The organism is Actinoallomurus sp. CA-150999 (assembly GCF_050942425.1).
In the GTDB taxonomy this organism is placed as follows: domain Bacteria; phylum Actinomycetota; class Actinomycetes; order Streptosporangiales; family Streptosporangiaceae; genus Actinoallomurus.
In genome coordinates this window covers 8,666,877-8,679,911 of record NZ_CP192063.1, presented here as the reverse complement: position 1 = coordinate 8,679,911, position 13,035 = coordinate 8,666,877, and the positions used below count along the sequence as shown (strand labels likewise).

Below are 13,035 nucleotides of genomic sequence, written 5' to 3'. Positions count from 1 at the left end.
TCCCCTCAGCCCGCCGCGGCGATCGCGTAGGTCGGGAGCAGCTCGGCGCCGAGGTCGCTCTTGAGCTCGGGCTTGCCCTTTCCCAGGACCACACCGGCCTTCCCGGCGCCGATCGCCCAGCCGATCACCCGCGTCATGCCGTCGAAGTACAGATGGCGCCGCCCGCCGCGTCGTACGGGAAGCGCCCCCCAGGTCAGGTAGAGCGGCCATCCGGGATGGTCCAGAACGAGCCCCACCCCGAGCAACCGTCCGGTCAGGTCCCGGTACGTCACCGCGAGCGTGCCGTCTCGCCGGATCAGTCCCTCGATGTACGGCACGGGCAGCGGCGTCGCGTCGTACTTCAGCTCGTTCTCCCGCCGGAGCAGCGCCACCTCGAGGGCGGTCACGAGCTCGCGTGCCGGCCCCATCGCCGGGATCACCGTCGCGTCGGCGGTGATCTGGCGGAGCTGACGGCGCAGGTCGCCCGTGCGCCCGGGCCGCAGCGAACCGAGCCATCCCTCCAGGCTCGGCCAGGTGATCGGCAGCCGTGCCAGCGGGTGGACCGCGTGGACGAGCCGGACGCGGCCCGGCAGGGAGGGCAGGTCGGCCGCGCCGGCCTGCCGCCAGACCAGACCCCGCCAGGTCCGGCCGAGCCGCCGGCGCATCAGGCCGGCGTACGTCCTCAGCAGGGCGCGGCGATCCCGCGGCGCGAGGTCGTCGGCGAACCACCAGCCGCGTTCCGCGTTGGTCCCGGGCAGGGCGACCTGGAGGACCCCGACACGGGGCCCGCCCGTCGGCGGCGCGAACGACCCGTGGTGCCGGCGGGGGCCCAGGAGCGTGGCGCAGACCGCTCCGACCGGCGCGGAGCCGTCGTGCAGGACGGACAGGAGTAAGGGGGACCGGGCGGTCCAGGCCGCGATCCCGAGCTGGTCGTACTCCCAGACGGCGCGGCGGCGCGACGTGGCGAGCAGCTCCCGCCAGTACACGGGCTCCGGGTCGTGCCGGGGATCCAGCACCTCCAGCTCGACCGTCATCCGGCGGCCCATCGCGGGACGATGACGAGCCGGGCCGGCACCACGGCGAAGCCGAGTTCGCGCTTGTGCTCGTCGGCTCCGCGCCCGGCGGAAAGGCGCTGGGCGCCCGCTGCCACGGCGTACTCCACGAAGCGTCCGTAACAGTCGAAGTAGAGGTGACCGCGGCCGCCCTCTTCCGGCGGGACGCTCGCCCACCAGCTGAGCTGCGGACGCGTCGGGTGGTGCAGGAACGTCCCGGTGGCGAGGAGCCGTCCGTCCGCCTGGGTGTAGGTGAGGGTCGACACGTCGTCGTGCGCGGTGAGCGCCGCGAAGTACGAGGGCGGAAGGGGAGCGCGCCGATCGATGCGCCCGGTGCGCGCGGCGACGTGCCGGTTGACCATCCGGGCGAGCTGGTCGGCGTCCACGTCGGTGCGGGCCCGCCCGATGACGACCGTCAGGTCCTCGTCGATCCGCCGGCGGCGTCGGCGGAGGGCCTTGCGTCGGCCGGATCCGAGGCCGGCCAGCCAGTCGTCGACGGTACTGAGCGTCAGCTCCGTGTCGCCCGCCGTCTCCCGGAGGAGCGCGCCCCGCCGGGCGACCGCGGTCACCTCGTCCACCGGCACGTGCCGGTACACGAAGCCGGTCGTGCCCACGCCGAGCCGGCGAAGGGCCGCCCGCTCGTAGACCCGCATCAGGCCGGCCCGGGCATCGGGCGGGACGTCGGCGGAGAAGTGCCAGGTGGGCCGGCCGTTGCCCTCGCCCGGGAGACGGACGTCCACCACGAGCGGCTCGCGTCGACGTCGGGGCGGCCGGGAGACACGGACCCCCCGGTACACCGCTCCGACGGCGCCCACGATCTTCTCGTCCTGCCGGAAGACCGCGAGCATCACCGGTGCCCAGGACGTGGAGGCGTGATGGAGAGCCTGGTAGTCCCATGTGGCCGCGAGGTTCTCCCGCCGCCGGAAGTCCGTCCAGCCGGGCGGCTCCGGATCGCTGAGCGGGTCCCGTAACTCGACGCTGATCATGGGCAAAGGATCGCACGGTATCGCGCAATTTTGTGGTGGAATTTCGTGCTATTGAGAGGGGGCACATGAACCGGTTCTCTGCCGAGCGCTGGGAGGCCGCCCGACGGCGTGTCGTCGACCATGCCTTCCAGCGGGTTCCGTACTACCGCGAGCAGTGGGCGGTCGCCGGCCGGGTGCTGGAGGAGCCGGTGCCGGTGGCGTCCGGCGACCTCACCGCGCACTTGTTCCGCCTGTTCCCGTTGGGTCGGCCCTGGCTGCCCGACCGCGCCCCCTCGCCGTGGCTCGGCGGGCCCGCGACGCTCGCCTCGGCGCTGCGGGAGGCGGGCGTGCTGTCCCGCGTCCTGCCGGTGCTGGAGGTACGGCGGGAGATGGTGGACTGGCGCGCGCTGGGCCGCCTCGGCCCCCGCTACGCGGCCCTGTTGCCGTCGCGGGCCGACGTCGTGGACGAGGAACGGCGGCGGCTGCTCAACCTCCCGGCCGTGGACCTCGCGACCCGCGCGAACCGGGTCGTGGTCGTCGGCACGAGCGAGGACCTGGCCGAGGTCGTGCCCGCGCTGCCGAAGACCGCCGACGTCCTCCCGGTCGTGCGCGGCACCGCCGCGCAGATCGTCCGTGGCGACGCGGTGGAGATCGCCGGGCGGCGGCCCGCCGTACGGCTCGCCCACGACCCCCGTCTCGGCGACTTCGCGGCGACCGCACCGTCCTGCGGGCGGCCGCATCTCCTGTGGCGGCGCTACCACGCCGGGAGCCGGGACGGCGCCCTGCTGATCACCGCGCTGCGCCGCCGGCCGGTGCTGTGCTCCGTCGTCCCGGAGGACTCCGCCGGCGTGACCGTCGGACGCTGCCCGGAGCACGGCACGGCGATCCTGACGGGCCCGTGATCCATCGCCGCGAGGTGGCTCCTCACTACCGAGCCGTTTCGGTCATCTTTGCCGGGTAGCGGGCGATATGATCGCGCGGCCGTCGATCCGATGGCAGCGGCGAACCGGGGGAGCGCATGCGCGGCGGATCGAAGATCGTGGCGGCTGCGGCGGTGGCCGGGCTGACGGCCGCGGGCTGTGGGGCGGCCGGATCGGCCCAGGCGGCGGCGCACGAGGTCGCGGCCGGGGTGCCCAAGCGGACGAACAACCGCACCGCTCGCGTCTATCTGGTGCACGGCGTCAGCACCAAGGGCGACAACGACTGCGCCTCGACCTGGCGGGCCGCCCTCTGGTCGCTGAAGCGGGACGGCTGGAAGGGCGCCCTCTACACCGTCGGCTACTACAAGGCCGACCGGCACTGCGGGGTCCCGGTGCCCGGCCGGAGCCGCTACACCCCGAACACCTCCATCAAGGAGCTCGGCCGGGCCTTCGCCTGGCTCGTCTACGACCGCGACACGAGGTACGGCCGGTCGGTCGACGTGGTCGGCCACTCGATGGGCGGCCTGGTCGTACGGGCCGCGCTGACCGGCGTGCAGAAGCACCAGAAGGGCTTTCCCTCCCGCCTCTACATCGCCAACGTCGCCACGCTCGACAGCCCGCACGCGGGGAGGCTCCACATGAGTTGCACCTCGCTGGAGTGCAGGCAGATGCGGGGCAAGGACGGCGGCGCCCTGCTGCGCTGGCTGGGGCAGAACCCGCAGTCCACGCAGGGCACCGACTGGACGCTGATCGGCTCGGACGCCGACACCAAAGTGCCCACCTCCTCGGCCCTCGGCATGAAGGCGGGCCACAAGGTCCGCTATTCCGCGGAGGAGCACCTCAGCCACGGCGGCGTCGCCCTGCGCCCCGACCCGAGCCACCCGGCCCGGCAGGGATACCACCTGTGGTACCGGAACTCGACGCGGCCCGGGACGCACGAGACCAAGGACGGCTGGGCGCCCCTCCACATGGTCGAGCAGGCCCTGTACTTCTGGCAGAAGTGGTGACAGACGGCACAAGCGTGGCGCGGTAACCCTCGCGACGGGCTCGGGGAGGCCCGGTTAGGGTGTCTCCATGCAGGTCAGCCAGTCGGACAAGCTCGCCAACGTCCTCTACGACATCCGAGGCCCGGTCCTCAAGCGCGCCATGGAGCTGGAGGCCCAGGGGCACCAGATCCTCAAGTTGCACATCGGCAACCCCGCGCCGTTCGGCTTCGAGGCCCCGGACGAGATCCTCCAGGACGTGATCCGCAACCTGCCGGCCGCCCATGGATACAGCGACTCCAAGGGCATCCTGTCCGCCCGCCGCTCGGTCGTGCAGCACTACGAGCAGCAGGGGTTCCCCGGGCTCGACGTCGAGGACGTCTACCTCGGCAACGGCGTGTCCGAGCTGATCGTCATGGCCATGCAGGCACTGCTGAACAACGGCGACGAGGTGCTGATCCCGGCGCCGGACTACCCGCTGTGGACCGCGGCGGTGTCCCTCGGCGGCGGCACGCCGGTGCACTACCTCTGCGACGAGCAGCAGGGCTGGATGCCCGACCTGGCGGACCTCGAGGCGAAGATCACCCCGGCCACGAAGGCCATCGTGATCATCAACCCGAACAACCCGACCGGCGCGGTGTACTCCCGTGAGCTGCTGCAGGGCGTCGCCGAGCTGGCCCGGCGGCGCGGCCTGCTGATCCTCGCGGACGAGATCTACGACCGGATCCTGTACGACGACGCCGAGCACGTCTCGATCGCGCCGCTCGCCCCGGACGTGCTGTCCCTGACCTTCTCCGGCCTGTCGAAGGCCTACCGCGTATGCGGCTTCCGCTCCGGCTGGATGGTGGTCTCCGGGCCGAAGGACCACGCGGAGTCCTACATCGAGGGCCTCGACATGCTCGCCAACATGCGGCTGTGCCCCAACGTGCCGGGCCAGCACGCGATCCAGGCGGCGCTCGGCGGGCACCAGAGCATCAAGGACCTCATCCTGCCCGGCGGCCGGCTCCACGAGCAGCGCGACCGCGCCTGGCGGCTCCTCAACGAGATCCCCGGCGTGAGCTGCGCGAAGCCGTCCGGCGCGCTGTACGTCTTCCCGCGCCTGGACCCGGAGGTCTACCCCATCGAGGACGACCGGCGGTTCGTGCTGGAACTGCTGGACGAGCAGCAGATCCTCGTCGTGCAGGGCACCGGTTTCAACTGGCCCGACACCGACCACCTGCGGATCGTCACCCTGCAGCACGCCGACGACCTCGAAGAGGCGATCGGCAGGCTGGGGGAGTTCCTGGCCGCCCGCCGCCCCTGACCGCCGCGCGCCGGCCCGTGAAGAGCGGCGGAGGCGGAATCCGGCGCTGAGCAGTGACCCCGTGGAGTCGGCGCAAGATGTGCGCCGGGACGTCGGACGCGGTCATTGTGGAGTGGCCAGCAGGCGGAGCACGCTTCGGATGATCGCCTGGCCTTTCACCGTCACGTCGGCCGTGTCGATCGAGGTGGCGGGGTCGGACACCATGAGGCTGGTGGCCAGGGCGCGGCCGTCGGCGGTGCGGGCCTGGTAGCTCAGGGTCACGACGCCGGGCTCGCTGCCGCCCTTGTACCACACTGTCGGGAACCGGGAGGCGTCCAGGTTCAGACCGTCGTCGTTGCGGGACAGCGCGTGATGGATCTCGGGTTGGTCCAGCCGCAGCAGTCCCGCAAAGGCGTGGCAGATGTCGGCCGGCGAGGCGAACCACTCGATCTCGTCGATCCGGAAAGGCCGGGGCCAGGTCTCTCGCACGTCGGGCAGGGGCAGTCGTTCCAGCTCCTTCAGCGCGACAGCGCGCTCTTCCCCGGACGTGGCCAGGAACGGTCGCGCGCGGGCCGGATCGACTTTGAGCTGGAAGAACGCCTTGGTGGTCAGGAACGGGGTGTTCGCGTCGGGCTGTCGGTGGCCGAACAGGGCGGTCTGGCGCTGCACCGCGTCCCGGCCGAGCAGGTGGATCAGGTGGTCGGTGGCGGTGTTGTCGCTGATCGAGATCATGTGGTCGGCGTATTCCCCCAAGGTGAGGGTGGTGCCGGCCGGTCGGTTCTGCAGTACGCCCCCTGGCAGGCTCTTCCAGTCGTCGCGGATCGCCAGCTCTTCGTCCCAGGAGGCCCGCCCTTCGGCGACGGCTTGGCCGAGCGCGCCCAGCACGTACAGTTTGAACGCCGAGCCGATGGGCCGTTGCGTGTCGGCGTCGAGGCCGTGCCGGATCCGGCACCGCCCGTCCGGGCCGATCTCGGCCGCGGCGAAGGACACACGCACTCCGAGCCGGGCCAGCCGGCCGTCGATGTCGGTCCATGAGGTCGGCGAGGGTTCGTCGGGGGTCAGGCGCACATCGTCGATGAGGCCCGCCCCGTCCACGCCTACCGTGACGAGGTAGTCGGCAGCGCGGCCGCGTACCGCCGCCTGGGCGTTGTCCGGTCGCGACGTGAGGATCTCGCGTACGGCGAGCCGGCCGACCCCGGCCAGCGCGGCGTTGAGACCCTCCGGCCCGCCGATCGCGTCCAGGAGGGCGGGCGCCAGGCGCTGACGGATCTCGTCGTCCGGTAGGGGAGCGCGCGCCGACGCGCCGACCAGCCACTCCAACCGCCGCGCGGCGGTCGACGGGGATGCGTCCACCGTGGTTTCTTCGCTCACTGCTCTGTTCCCTTCGGTCGGTTCTGCCGGTGTGGTCAGCGCGGACGGCGCCTCAGGCCGGCGGCGAGTCGGGCGAGAGTCCCCTTGCCGGGCGCCAGCCAAGCGGCGATGTCGGCGACCACACTGGGGTCCACGTGCTGCGGCGACTCGTAGTCCGCGGGCGTGGAAGGGCCATCGCCACGGAAGAACAAGTGATCATCGGCGTCGTACACGCGGATCGTGACGTCCGGCCGGTGGGCCAGGCCCGCCTGCCAGCGCGAGAGGTCCTCCTCGACGGTCACCTGGTAGTCGCGGCCGCCTTGCAGGATGAGCATCGGCCTGTCCAGCGCCGCCGCGGTCGCGACCTGGTCGTAACCGCGCAGATCCAGCCAGTACGAGGCCGGCAGGCCGAAGAGCAGGTCCGTCATCGGTGTCGAGGGTGACAGGTCGGGGCTGTCGACCAGGGCGGCCTGCCGGATGATCGACGCGACGGCGGCCTCCGCGTCCGCGCCGGGATTCACCGCGGCCAGGTAACGGGCGGTGCGGACGGCCGCCCGGCTCAACGGCAGGGCGTCACCGGCAAGGATCACCAAGCCGGCGACGGACGCCTCGGCGGCCGCGACCCGTGGAGCCGCCCTGCCGCCCGCGCTGTGGCCGAGAACGAACACCCGCGCGGGATCCACGCCCGGTTGCTGCTGGAGCAGGCGGACCGCGGCCACCGCGTGCGGCACGTACTCGTCGACCATCGTGAAACCGGGCTCGGTGGACACGTGCCCGTGGACGTGGGTCACCTTGTCGAAGCGCGCCACCGCCATGCCGTGGGCGGCCAGCCCCCAGGCCAGATCCTTCAGCGGCTTGTTCGGCCCGGTGGTCTCGTCGCGGTCGAAGGACCCGCCGCCGCTGAGCAACACCACACCCGGCCACGGGCCGCGCCCCCGGGGCAGGGTCACCGTGCCGGGCACGGCGAGTGCGCCGGAGCCGACGGTCACCTCGTGCTCGGTGCATCTCTTCGGGGCGGCGTAGCCCGGCGGCTCCCAGGACTCGGTGGCCGGCGGAGCGAGCCGCAGACCCTGCAGCCTCCCGGTGTCGTCGACGGACATGACCACCGTGAGTCCCCCACGCTCGCAGGTCACCGGGACGCGCACGCGGACCAGCGCCGCATCGGCCGGCTCGCACGCCGGTTCCCCGACCGTGGAGACCGGCCCGCGCCGAGAGATCTCACCCGCCCAGCCGGCCCGCAGCGTCTCGGCGGACACCACCGCCCGCAGCCGCGGAGCGAACAACTCCTCGATGTCCGCGAAGCGCCCCTCCCGCGCCATCTCGACGACCGTTCTGGCGACCGCTGCCGGGTCCGTTTGCGCCATCATCTCGAGCACGTCCTTTCTCATTTTTGCGAACGGTAGCACATCATGAGATCGTTGAGCCGTGAACATCTTGGAACTGCTGGGGCACCCGGTGCGGCTACGAATCGTGCACGCCATGCGCGGCGGTCGGACGCTCACCACCGCCCAGTTGTGCGCGCGCCTGACCGACGTCTCGAAGGCCATGGTCTATCGGCACGTCGACCTGCTCGCCACCAGCGGAATCCTGGAAGTGGCCGAGGAGCGGCGGGTACGCGGTGCGGTGGAGCGCCACTACCGGTTGCGCCAGGATCGAGCGGTCATCGACCTCGACACGGCCAAGTCGTTGTCACCCGACGACCATCGGCGCGGATTCGCCAACGCGCTGGCCGCCTTGGTCGCCGAGTTCAACGCCTACCTCGACCGAGAGAACGCCGACCCGGTCACCGACCTCGTCGGCTACCGGCAGCACGCGATCTGGCTCAGCCGCGACGAACTCAACGCGATGATCAGCGAACTGCGCGCCGCGATCGTGCCCCGACTGGCCAACCCGCCCACATCCGACCGCACGCGATACCTGCTCAGCCCCATCTTCTTCCCCAGCGAAGAACCACCCGCCGACCCCGAGCCCGGCTGAGGCGCCGCCTCGGCTGGTGCTTGGGACGCTCCGCCTCAGGCCCGTCCCGTCACTGCGCGCTGATAAGCCGCGAGGGCCTCCGGGTCGGTGTGCCGGATCATTGTGACTCCTCGCCTACCGTGTTCGATGGAGGTCGACCACATGAGTGTACGACGCGGATCGAACACCGAATCGCCCGGCCCGTCCGCGCGGGCCCGTGGGCTGACGCACCGGCATCCCTCCGAGGTGCCGCTGCAGGACGCCCTGGACGCGGTCGCCGACCCCGTCCGCCGGACGATCATGCGCGAACTCGCCGGGCAGCCGGACTGGACCCGCGCCTGCGGCACCTTCGACCTTCCCGTGTCGAAGGCGACCCGGAGCCATCACTTCGCCGTGCTCCGCGACGCCGGGCTGATCGAGCAGCGCGACGAGGGGCCGCGCCGGTTCAACCGGCTGCGGCGAGCCGAGTTCGACGAGGCGTTCCCCGGTCTGCTCGCCCTGGTCCTGGCCGAGCGCACCTGACGACGGCGCCTGGGAGGCGCAGCGGTCGGCGAGCGGAGTTCGAGGCGCTGTTTTCCGGTCTGCTCGCGCTGGTCCTGGCCACGTGCACCTGAGGGTGACGCCTGGGGAAAGCGTGGCTGTGGCGGCGAACGGTCCTCGCCGACCGGTAGCGTTGAGCGGGTGGCCGACGACCTCCTCGACTCCTCTGAAAAAACCGACGTTCCGGACGTCGGGCCCCTGCTCTCCGCAGCCGTCGCCGGGGTCGGCGGCGCCGAGCGGCCAGGCCAGGTCAAGATGGCCGAGGCGGTCGCCCACGCCATCGAGTCCGGGGAGCACCTCGCCGTCCAGGCCGGCACCGGCACCGGAAAGTCCCTGGCCTACCTCGTCCCGGCCGTCCGCCACGCCGCCGCCGAAGACGCGTGCGTGGTCGTGTCCACCGCGACGATCGCGCTGCAGCGCCAGCTGGTCGAGCGCGATCTGCCGCGCCTCTCCGAGTCGCTGACGCCCCTGCTCGACCGCGAGCCGGTGTTCGCGATCCTCAAGGGCCGGCGCAACTACCTGTGCCTGCACCGGATGCAGGTCGACGAGCCCGACGACCCGGACGAGATCCTCTTCGACGCCCAGACGGTCTCCGCCACGGGCCGGCAGGTCCAGCGCATCCACGAGTGGGCCGAGAAGACCGAGACCGGCGACCGCGACGAGCTCGTCCCCGGGGTCTCCGAGCAGGCGTGGCGGCAGGTCGCCGTCAGCGCCCGGGAGTGCCTGGGGGCGCAGCGCTGCCCGTTCGGCACCGAGTGCTACGCCGAGCGCGCCCGTGACAAGGCCGGCGACGCCGACGTCGTCGTCACCAACCACGCGCTGCTGGCCATCGACGCGCTGGAGGAGTTCCAGGTCCTCCCCGAGCACGATGTCGCGATCATCGATGAGGCCCACGAGCTCGTCGACCGGGTCACCTCCGTGGCCACGGCGGAGCTGTCCGCGTCGGCCGTGGAGTTCGCCGCGCGCCGCTGCGGCCGGCTCATCGAGGACGACCTCGCCGACCGGCTCAAGGAGGCCGGGGAGGCGCTGCAGCCGATCCTCGCCGACACCGCGCCGGGCCGCATGGACGTCCTGCCCCAGGCCCTCGGCGCGACCCTGCTGCCGATCCGGGACGCCGCGTATGCCTGCGCCACCGCGCTGCGCACCAGCTTGAAGACCGTCGGGGACGACGCCGAGCGGCTCGGCGCGGGCCGGGCCGCGCTCACGGCGCTGGAGGAGATCCACGACACCGCCGGGCGGCTCCTGGAGACGTTCGAGACCGACCTGGCGTCCCGGCACGACGTCGTCTGGCTGGACCGGCCTTTCAACGAGGACTCCCGGCGGCCGACCGCGCTCCGCGTGGCGCCGCTCGGCGTCGGCGGGCTGCTGCGCGAGCGCCTGTTCGGCCGCCGTACGACCGTGCTCACCTCGGCGACCCTGTCGCTGGGCGGGTCGTTCGAGCCGCTGGCCCGGCAGTGGGGCCTGCCGCCGCTCGGCACCGCGGCGGACGGAGCGGCGGAGGCCGCCGAGGCGCCGGACGACGACGAGCCGGAGAAGAAGGACGCGGGGGAGCGGCCGCTGCGGTGGTCTGGGCTGGACGTCGGCTCGCCGTTCGACCACGCCCGCAGCGGCATCCTCTACATCGCGCGGGGGCTGCCGCAGCCGGGTCGCGACGGCCTGCCCGAGGCGTACCTCACCGAGCTGACCGAGCTGATCGAGGCCGCCGGGGGCCGTACGCTCGGCCTGTTCTCGTCCATGCGGGCCGCCAAGCAGGCGGCCGAGGAGCTGCGCGGCCGCCTCAAGCAGCCGCTGCTGTGCCAGGGGGACGACTCCACGACGCAGCTCATCAAGCAGTTCACCGAGGACGAGGCGACCTGCCTGTTCGGCACGCTGTCGCTCTGGCAGGGCGTCGACGTGCCCGGCCCGTCGCTGCGGCTGGTCGTCATCGACCGCATCCCGTTCCCGCGCCCGGACGACCCGCTGTCCTCGGCCCGGCAGCGTGCGGTCGCCGCGCACGGCGGCAACGGCTTCATGGCCGTCGCCGCGACCCATGCCGCGCTGCTGCTCGCGCAGGGCGCGGGACGCCTGCTGCGGTCCATGACCGACCGCGGCGTCGTCGCCGTCCTCGACCCCAGGCTCGCCACCGCCCGCTACGGCGGATTCCTGCGGTCGTCGCTGCCGCCGTTCTGGACGACGTTCGACTCCGAGAAGGTCAAGGCCGCGCTGCGCCGCCTCGACACGGCGGACTGAGACGGAGGGCGGGCTGCACCGGGTCAGGACAGCGCGTTCTCCTCCCGGAGCACCCGGCGCAGGACCTTGCCCAGCATGTTGCGGGGCAGCGACGAGCGGAACTCCACGAAGGTGGGCACCTTGTACCCGACGAGATGCTCCGCGCAGTACGCCCGTATCTCGTCCGGGCTCGGCCGGTGCGACCGCTCGAGAATGATGTACACGGCGACCGCCTCGCCATGGCCCGGGTCCGGCACGCCGATGACGGCCGCCTCTTCCACGGCCGGGTGGGCGAGCAGGACCGTCTCGACCTCCGAGGGGTAGACGTTGAACCCGTCGACGATGATGACGTCGCGTTTGCGGTCGATGAGGGTGAAGAAACCGTCCGGGCTCATCATCCCGATGTCGCCCGTCCGGTACCAGCCGTCGGATGACAGTGCCTGCGCGGTCTCGGCGGGCTGGCCCCAGTACCCGGCGAAGACCTGCGGGCCGCGCACCATCAGCTCGCCCGGGTAGCCCACCGGGAGGACACGGAAGGGGTCGTTCTCGTCGACGATCCGCGCCTCGGTGCTCGGCAGGGGAGTGCCGACGGACACGTGCCGGGCGTTGCCGTCGAGGGGGTTGGCCATGACCACCGGGGACGCCTCGGTCATCCCGTACCCCTGGATGACATGCCCTCCCGTTCCCGTCTTGAAGGCGTCGACCGTCGTACGGGCGAGTTTCATGGCCCCCGACACACAGGTGCGGATCTTGCCGACCCCGGCCTTCTTCGCCTCCGGCGCGGCGGCGAGCTGCTGGAATATCGGCGGTACGCCGGGGAACAGCGTGGGTTTGTGCTTGCGGACGGCGTCGAGCACGAGCTCCAGGTCGAAGCGGGGGATCAGGACGACCGTTCCGCCGATGAGGATCGTGCAGGTCAGGCAGAACGTCAGGCCGAAGACGTGGAACAGCGGCACTACCGCCAGATTGACGTCGTGCCCCGGCCGGATCGCCGGATCCCACGCCGTGGTCTGCAAGGCGTTCGCGACGAGGTTCCGGTGAGTGAGCATGGCGCCCTTCGGGCGGCCGGTGGTCCCACCGGTGTACTGCAGGACGGCCAGGTCGCGGAACGGGTCGACCATCACCTGCGGGTGTGCCTCGGACGCCTCGTCGAGCAGGTCGTCGAACCACAGGACCGGCTCGCCCTCGGGGATCTCGGTGCTCAGCTCGTCGGCCAGCCGGCGCGCCTTGGCCAGCGGGAGCTTGAGCAGCTTCCGCTTGAGGAAGGGCAGGTAGTCGGGGAGCGAGGTGACGACGACGTGCTCGACCGCCGTCCCGGGCAGGGCGTCGCGCACCGTCTCGTACGCCTTGTCGAAGATGATCGCCACGCGGGAACCGGAGTCGGTCAGCTGGTAGTGCAGCTCGTCCGAGGTGTACAGCGGGTTGGTGGGGACCACGACCGCGCCGATCCGCAGCACGGCGTAGAAGGCGATGACCTCCTGCGGGCAGTTGGGGAGGATCACCGCCACCCGGTCACCCTTTTGGACGCCCAGCCGGGCGAGCGCCGTCGCGAGCCGGTCGACCGTGTCGCGCAGCCGGGTGTACGTCATCGAACGCCCGAGGAACTCCAGCGCCCGATTGCCGGGGAAGCGATCGGCCGACGCGTCGAGCAGCCGCGTGAGCGGCACGTCGGGCACTTCGACGTCGGGGGGAACCCCGTCTGCGTAGAAACGGAGCCACGGTCTCTCGTCGTAGGGTGTGCGCATTCGCCGACGATCACCACCGTAAGCAGACGAAACCTTTCAGTTACCTTCGCACCAT

General features: G+C 72.0%; 11 protein-coding genes. 6 read left to right on the top strand and 5 right to left on the bottom strand.

What is annotated here, in order from left to right:
* Positions 1-5: 5 nt before the first annotated feature.
* Both ACQP2O_RS40160 and ACQP2O_RS40155 read right to left on the bottom strand, forming a co-directional pair.
* Positions 6-1,025 carry a hypothetical protein gene (locus ACQP2O_RS40160; protein ID WP_433174425.1) on the bottom strand — a complete coding sequence of 340 codons (1,020 nt, stop codon included), beginning with the start codon at positions 1,023-1,025 and terminating at the stop codon, positions 6-8.
* Positions 1,010-2,017, bottom strand: coding sequence for a GNAT family N-acetyltransferase (locus ACQP2O_RS40155; protein ID WP_433174424.1), 1,008 nt, complete (start codon positions 2,015-2,017; stop codon positions 1,010-1,012). The genes ACQP2O_RS40160 and ACQP2O_RS40155 overlap by 16 nt, the downstream gene beginning before the upstream one ends.
* A 65-nt stretch (positions 2,018-2,082) precedes the next feature.
* Here ACQP2O_RS40155 and ACQP2O_RS40150 point away from each other — a divergent pair, with 65 nt between their 5' ends.
* The 3 genes from ACQP2O_RS40150 to ACQP2O_RS40140 all read left to right on the top strand — a co-directional run bounded on the left by ACQP2O_RS40150 (position 2,083) and on the right by ACQP2O_RS40140 (position 5,202).
* Positions 2,083-2,898 (top strand): hypothetical protein, encoded by an 816-nt coding sequence (locus ACQP2O_RS40150; RefSeq protein ID WP_433174423.1) that lies wholly within the window; start codon positions 2,083-2,085, stop codon positions 2,896-2,898.
* A 116-nt stretch (positions 2,899-3,014) separates the two neighbouring features.
* Complete coding sequence (locus tag ACQP2O_RS40145) at positions 3,015-3,923, top strand: esterase/lipase family protein (RefSeq protein WP_433174422.1); 909 nt, start codon at positions 3,015-3,017, stop codon at positions 3,921-3,923.
* A 67-nt stretch (positions 3,924-3,990) separates the two neighbouring features.
* Positions 3,991-5,202 (top strand): pyridoxal phosphate-dependent aminotransferase, encoded by a 1,212-nt coding sequence (locus ACQP2O_RS40140; protein WP_433174421.1) that lies wholly within the window; start codon positions 3,991-3,993, stop codon positions 5,200-5,202.
* A 102-nt stretch (positions 5,203-5,304) separates the two neighbouring features.
* On the opposite strand, the gene ACQP2O_RS40135 is transcribed toward ACQP2O_RS40140, so the two are convergent.
* Entirely contained in the window at positions 5,305-6,552 is a 1,248-nt protein-coding gene (locus tag ACQP2O_RS40135) for a serine hydrolase (RefSeq protein ID WP_433174420.1), read from the bottom strand.
* A 35-nt stretch (positions 6,553-6,587) separates the two neighbouring features.
* Complete coding sequence (locus ACQP2O_RS40130) at positions 6,588-7,919, bottom strand: serine aminopeptidase domain-containing protein (RefSeq protein ID WP_433174418.1); 1,332 nt, start codon at positions 7,917-7,919, stop codon at positions 6,588-6,590.
* Positions 7,920-7,956: 37 nt separating this feature from the next.
* Between ACQP2O_RS40130 and ACQP2O_RS40125 the strand changes: the two genes are divergently transcribed.
* From ACQP2O_RS40125 to ACQP2O_RS40115, 3 genes are all read left to right on the top strand, one after another.
* Complete coding sequence (locus tag ACQP2O_RS40125) at positions 7,957-8,508, top strand: helix-turn-helix domain-containing protein (protein WP_433174417.1); 552 nt, start codon at positions 7,957-7,959, stop codon at positions 8,506-8,508.
* A gap of 141 nt (positions 8,509-8,649) precedes the next feature.
* On the top strand, positions 8,650-9,009 hold the full coding sequence (locus ACQP2O_RS40120) for an ArsR/SmtB family transcription factor (protein ID WP_433174416.1): 360 nt from the start codon (positions 8,650-8,652) through the stop codon (positions 9,007-9,009).
* Between the two features lie 159 nt (positions 9,010-9,168).
* On the top strand, positions 9,169-11,256 hold the full coding sequence (locus ACQP2O_RS40115; protein ID WP_433174415.1) for an ATP-dependent DNA helicase: 2,088 nt from the start codon (positions 9,169-9,171) through the stop codon (positions 11,254-11,256).
* Positions 11,257-11,279: 23 nt separating this feature from the next.
* Here the strand turns inward: ACQP2O_RS40115 and ACQP2O_RS40110 are convergent, their stop codons facing one another.
* Positions 11,280-12,980, bottom strand: a complete 1,701-nt coding sequence (locus ACQP2O_RS40110; RefSeq protein WP_433174414.1) for an AMP-binding protein — start codon at positions 12,978-12,980, stop codon at positions 11,280-11,282.
* Positions 12,981-13,035 lie beyond the last annotated feature (55 nt).